The organism is Streptomyces fuscigenes (assembly GCF_021556455.1).
GTDB lineage: Bacteria > Actinomycetota > Actinomycetes > Streptomycetales > Streptomycetaceae > Streptomyces > Streptomyces fuscigenes.
Map to the genome: position 1 here is coordinate 1 of NZ_JAKGCV010000436.1, position 4552 is coordinate 4552.

General features: G+C 71.9%; 4 protein-coding genes. 2 read left to right on the forward strand and 2 right to left on the reverse strand.

The genetic code is table 11. The features are described 5' to 3' along the window. Positions 1–248: 248 nt before the first annotated feature. Positions 249–698, reverse strand: a complete 450-nt coding sequence (locus L1885_RS24095; RefSeq protein WP_308117388.1) for a hypothetical protein — start codon at positions 696–698, stop codon at positions 249–251. 70 nt (positions 699–768) lie between these two features. Here L1885_RS24095 and L1885_RS24100 point away from each other — a divergent pair, with 70 nt between their 5' ends. Further along, complete coding sequence (locus tag L1885_RS24100) at positions 769–1737, forward strand: diacylglycerol/lipid kinase family protein (RefSeq protein ID WP_235799271.1); 969 nt, start codon at positions 769–771, stop codon at positions 1735–1737. A 320-nt stretch (positions 1738–2057) separates the two neighbouring features. Continuing rightward, complete coding sequence (locus L1885_RS24105) at positions 2058–2315, forward strand: WhiB family transcriptional regulator (protein ID WP_004937597.1); 258 nt, start codon at positions 2058–2060, stop codon at positions 2313–2315. A 350-nt stretch (positions 2316–2665) separates the two neighbouring features. On the opposite strand, the gene L1885_RS24110 is transcribed toward L1885_RS24105, so the two are convergent. Next, on the reverse strand, positions 2666–4171 hold the full coding sequence (locus tag L1885_RS24110) for a sensor histidine kinase (protein ID WP_235799272.1): 1506 nt from the start codon (positions 4169–4171) through the stop codon (positions 2666–2668). Between the last annotated feature and the right edge of the window lie 381 nt (positions 4172–4552).

Genomic DNA, 4552 nt, shown 5'->3' on the forward strand with positions numbered 1-4552 from the left:
GGCTGGTGCGGCGCGGGTACGGCCCGCGGGCGCGGGTACGGCACGCGGGCGCGGGTACGGTGCGGCGCGCGCGTGCCGTCGTGGAGGAGCGCAGGACGCGTCCCTCACGGGCCGGGCCGGAGCGCCCACGCGTCCCGGCGGACCCGGAGTCGCGGCCCGTGTCCGGATCGCCCGGTACGTACGACGTATGCGCGCGGGCGCCGTTTCGACCGGTCCGTCCGGCCCCGGACGCGAGCGGCCGAGGGGGCTCAGCCCTGCTCGCGCGTGCCCGGCGGGCGGATGCCGAGCGCCTGCGTCGTGGCGGCGTTGACCAGGAGGACGAGACCCGCGACCGCGACCGCCGCGACCGCGATGCCCGCGGGGACGAGCGAGCCGCCCGAGCTCATCAGGGCGTACGCGACGGGGAGCGCGATGATGTGCGTGATCATCGCCGGTCCCCGGCTCCAGCTCCGGCGGGCCAGCAGGCCCCGGGCCGCGACCAGCGGCAGGACGCCGATGACGATCACCGTGACGCCGAGCGCCTCGGCCTGCCCCGGATCGTCGGGCTTTCCGGCCAGGCCGGCCACCAGCAGCACCACACCGGCGGCGAAGAGGGCCAGCGCCTCGACTCCGGTGAGGACCGCGGCCGCGGTCAGGCGGGGCGGGCGGGGGCCGGTGTCGTCGGGGCGGGCGGGGGGCGTGCCTTCACTGCTGCTCACCCCTGCAGCGTAGCCGCCGCCCGGCGACCGGACTGAGCCCCCGCGGCGGGCGGCCGGTAATGTGCAAAGCATGCGTGCGCTTCTCGTGGTCAATCCGGCGGCTACCACCACCAGTGCCCGCACCCGTGACGTCCTCATCCACGCGCTCGCCAGCGAGATGAAGCTGGAGGCCGTCACCACCGAGTACCGCGGCCACGCGCGGGACCTCGGCCGCCGGGCGGCCGAGTCGGACGACATCGAACTCGTGGTCGCCCTCGGCGGTGACGGCACGGTCAACGAGGTCGTCAACGGACTGCTGCACGCGGGGCCCGACCTCGAGGGGCTGCCGCGGCTCGCCGTGGTCCCGGGCGGCTCGACCAACGTGTTCGCACGCGCGCTCGGCCTGCCGAACGACGCGGTGGAGGCGACCGGCGCCATCCTGGATGCGCTGCGTGACGGCGGTGAACGGACCGTGGGTCTGGGGCTCGCGTCCGGCACGCCGGGCACCGACGACGAGGCCGTCCCGTCCCGATGGTTCACGTTCTGTGCCGGTTTCGGCTTCGTCGGCGGCGTGGTGGGACGGGTCGAACAGGCGCGTGAGCGCGGGAAGCGTTCGACGCACGCACTGTATCTGCGGCAAGTGGTACGGCAGTTCCTCGGCGATCCGCACCGCGGTCGCGGAACCCTCACGCTGGAACGGCCCGGCGAGGACCCCGTCGACGGGCTCGTACTGTCCATGGTCTGCAACACCGCCCCGTGGACCTACCTGGGCAACCGCGGGGTGTACGGGGTGCCGGGCGCATCCTTCGACACCGCCCTCGACGTGCTGGGACTCACCAAACTGTCGGTGCCGGCGGCCACCCGGTACGCGGCCCAGCTGCTCTCCTCGACGCCCGAGAAGGGCCTTCACGGCAAGCACGCGGTGACGCTGCACGACCTCACGGACTTCACCTTGCATTCGAAGGTCCCACTGCCCCTTCAGATGGACGGCGACCATCTGGGACTGCGTACCAGCGTGACGTTCACAGGCGTACGCCGTGCACTGCGTGTGATTGTGTGAGTGAAACCCCCCGGATACCTTTCACTCGAACGTTTAGGCTGGAGTCCACCCCATCGATGTACGGCTGTGACCTAGTCGACACCGAGGAATCCAAAAAAAGTTTCCGGAAGGGGTTGTATCCGCCGCCGAGGTTTGCGAATCTCTACATGGCGATCGGGACGGCTCCAGTAACACCAGCCTCCCTGAGAACCAGAACCCCTCCTCGAACCAGGACCGCGCCGGTGCCCACCGGCGTTTTCGGCCCTTCACTTGTTGAGGGATTCGTGAAAGCGTTCACATTCACAAGCAACATGCACGTCATACCAAGAGAGGTAGCAGCCATGGACTGGCGTCACAACGCCGTTTGCCGCGAGGAAGACCCCGAGCTGTTCTTCCCCATCGGCAACACCGGTCCCGCGCTGCTGCAGATCGAGGAAGCCAAGGCCGTCTGCCGTCGCTGCCCCGTCATGGAGCAGTGCCTGCAGTGGGCGCTCGAGTCCGGCCAGGACTCCGGCGTCTGGGGTGGCCTCAGCGAGGACGAGCGCCGCGCGATGAAGCGCCGCGCCGCTCGCAACCGGGCGCGCAACGCGACCGCCTGAAGCCCCCTTTCACGAGCCTGACGCCGGCGGAGCGTACACCGCGTACGCACACACCACCGCCCCCGACAAGCAGCGCGCAGTACCCCCCGATGCGCATCTCATCGTGAGCTTCGAGCAGAGCCCCGGACCGTCACCACGGTCCGGGGCATTTTGCTGTCCGCGCCCCTTTCCACATGTCCCTTTCGGGCAGGGCGACTTCAGGGCGGCCACTTCGCGGGCCCGCGCCGTCCGGGCCGGATTCCGTGCCGCGTTCCGCCCGGATCTCACGATGCGCCCGGCGCGGTACCGGCCGGGCGGTACGGGTAACGGGTAACGGGTAACGGGTAACGGGTGGAACGGACGGGCTCGCCCTAGTCCGAGCCGACCGGTATGTCGAGCACGACCCGCGTGCCGCCCTCGGGCGCGCGCAGCATGTCGAAGCTGCCGCCCAACTCGCCCTCCACCAGCGTGCGCACGATCTGCAGCCCCAGGTTTCCGGCCCGCTTCGGGTCGAAGTCCGGCGGCAGCCCCCGACCGTCGTCCTGAACGGTGATCAGCAGCCGGCCCCCGGGCCGCTCCCCCGTGCGGCCCGCGCCGCGTCCCGCCCCGGCAGGCCCCTCGCCGCGCACCGCGCTCACCTCGACCCGGCCCTGCTCGCCCGGCCCGAACGCGTGCTCAAGTGCGTTCTGCAGCACCTCGGTCAGCACCATCGCGAGCGGTGTGGCGACGTCCGCCTCCAGGATGCCGAACCGGCCCGACCTGCGGCAGACCACCGTGCCCGCCGGGGACAGCTCGCCCACCATCATCAGGACCCGGTCGGCGATCTCGTCGAACTCGACCCGCTCGTCCAGATTCTGGGACAGCGTCTCGTGGACGATGGCGATCGAACCGACGCGCCGCACGGCCTCGTTGAGGGCCTCCCTGCCGTGTGCCGAATCGATACGCCGGGCCTGGAGCCTGAGCAGGGCGGCCACCGTCTGGAGGTTGTTCTTCACCCGGTGGTGGATCTCCCGGATGGTGGCGTCCTTGGTCATCAGTTCGCGTTCGCGGCGCCGCAGTTCCGTCACGTCCCGGAGCAGCACCAGGGAGCCGATCCGCTCCCCCTTCGGCTTCAGCGGGATGGCGCGCAGCTGGATCACGCCGACGTCGCTCTCCACCTCCGTCTGGCGGGGCGCGTAGCCGCTGGCGAGCTTGACCAGCGCCTCGTCCACGGGACCCCGGGCGGGCGCGAGTTCGTCGGTGGTCTGCCCGAGGTGCTGTCCCACCAGGTCGGACGCGAGTCCCAACCGGTGGTACGCGGAGAGCGCGTTCGGGCTCGCGTACTGGACGACGCCGTCGGCGTCCAGCCGCAGCAGCCCGTCCCCGACGCGCGGCGAGGCGTCCATGTCGACCTGCTCGCCGGGGAAGGGGAACGTTCCGGCAGCGATCATCTGCGCGAGGTCGGACGCGGACTGGAGGTAGGTGAGCTCCAGCCGGCTGGGTGTGCGCACGGTCAGCAGGTTGGTGTTGCGGGCGATCACGCCGAGGACGCGGCCCTCCCTGCGGACGGGGATCGACTCGACCCGTACGGGCACCTCCTCGCGCCACTCGGGGTCGCCCTCGCGCACGATCCTGCCCTCGTCCAGGGCGGCGTCCAGCAGCGGTCTGCGGCCCCGCGGGACGAGATGGCCGACCATGTCGTCCTGGTAGGACGTCGGGCCGGTGTTCGGGCGCATCTGGGCGACGGAGACGTAGCGCGAGCCGTCGCGGGTGGGGACCCACAGCACCAGGTCGGCGAAGGAGAGGTCGGACAGCAGCTGCCACTCGGAGACGAGCAGATGCAGCCATTCGAGGTCCGACTCGTCGAGGGCCGCGTGCTGCCGTACGAGATCGTTCATGGAGGGCACACAGGCGAGCGTACCCGCGGGCCGCGGCGCCGAGCGGGACCCTCAACCCGCCTGGCACCGCAGCCCTGAGGCACTGCGGCCGGGGGTGTGCGGTCCCGCGGCCGCTTCCGGGCGCCGGCGCGGTCAGGGCAGAGAGCGCCGGTACCCGCGTACCGCTCTCCTGTGCGGTGGAGGGCGGACGCTTCGCACCCATTGTGGACTAGACCATTTGGCGGTGTCCAGAGGGCCGCGGGAGAGCGTGAGAGCGCTCCCCGGCCGCACCCCGGCCGCTTCCCCGCCCCCGCTCGGCCCCTGCCGCGCACCCCGGCGCCCGGGTGCGGGTGCGCCGGGCGCCGCCTCCACTCCCGGGTCCCGCGCCGCCGCTCCCGCTCC

Excerpts from the sequence above, each read along its gene's own strand:
- L1885_RS24110 (WP_235799272.1), bottom strand. The coding sequence starts at position 4,171 with ATGAACGATCTCGTACGGCAGCACGCGGCCCTCGACGAGTCGGACCTC.
- L1885_RS24100 (WP_235799271.1), top strand. The coding sequence starts at position 769 with ATGCGTGCGCTTCTCGTGGTCAATCCGGCGGCTACCACCACCAGTGCC.
- L1885_RS24105 (WP_004937597.1), top strand. The coding sequence starts at position 2,058 with ATGGACTGGCGTCACAACGCCGTTTGCCGCGAGGAAGACCCCGAGCTG.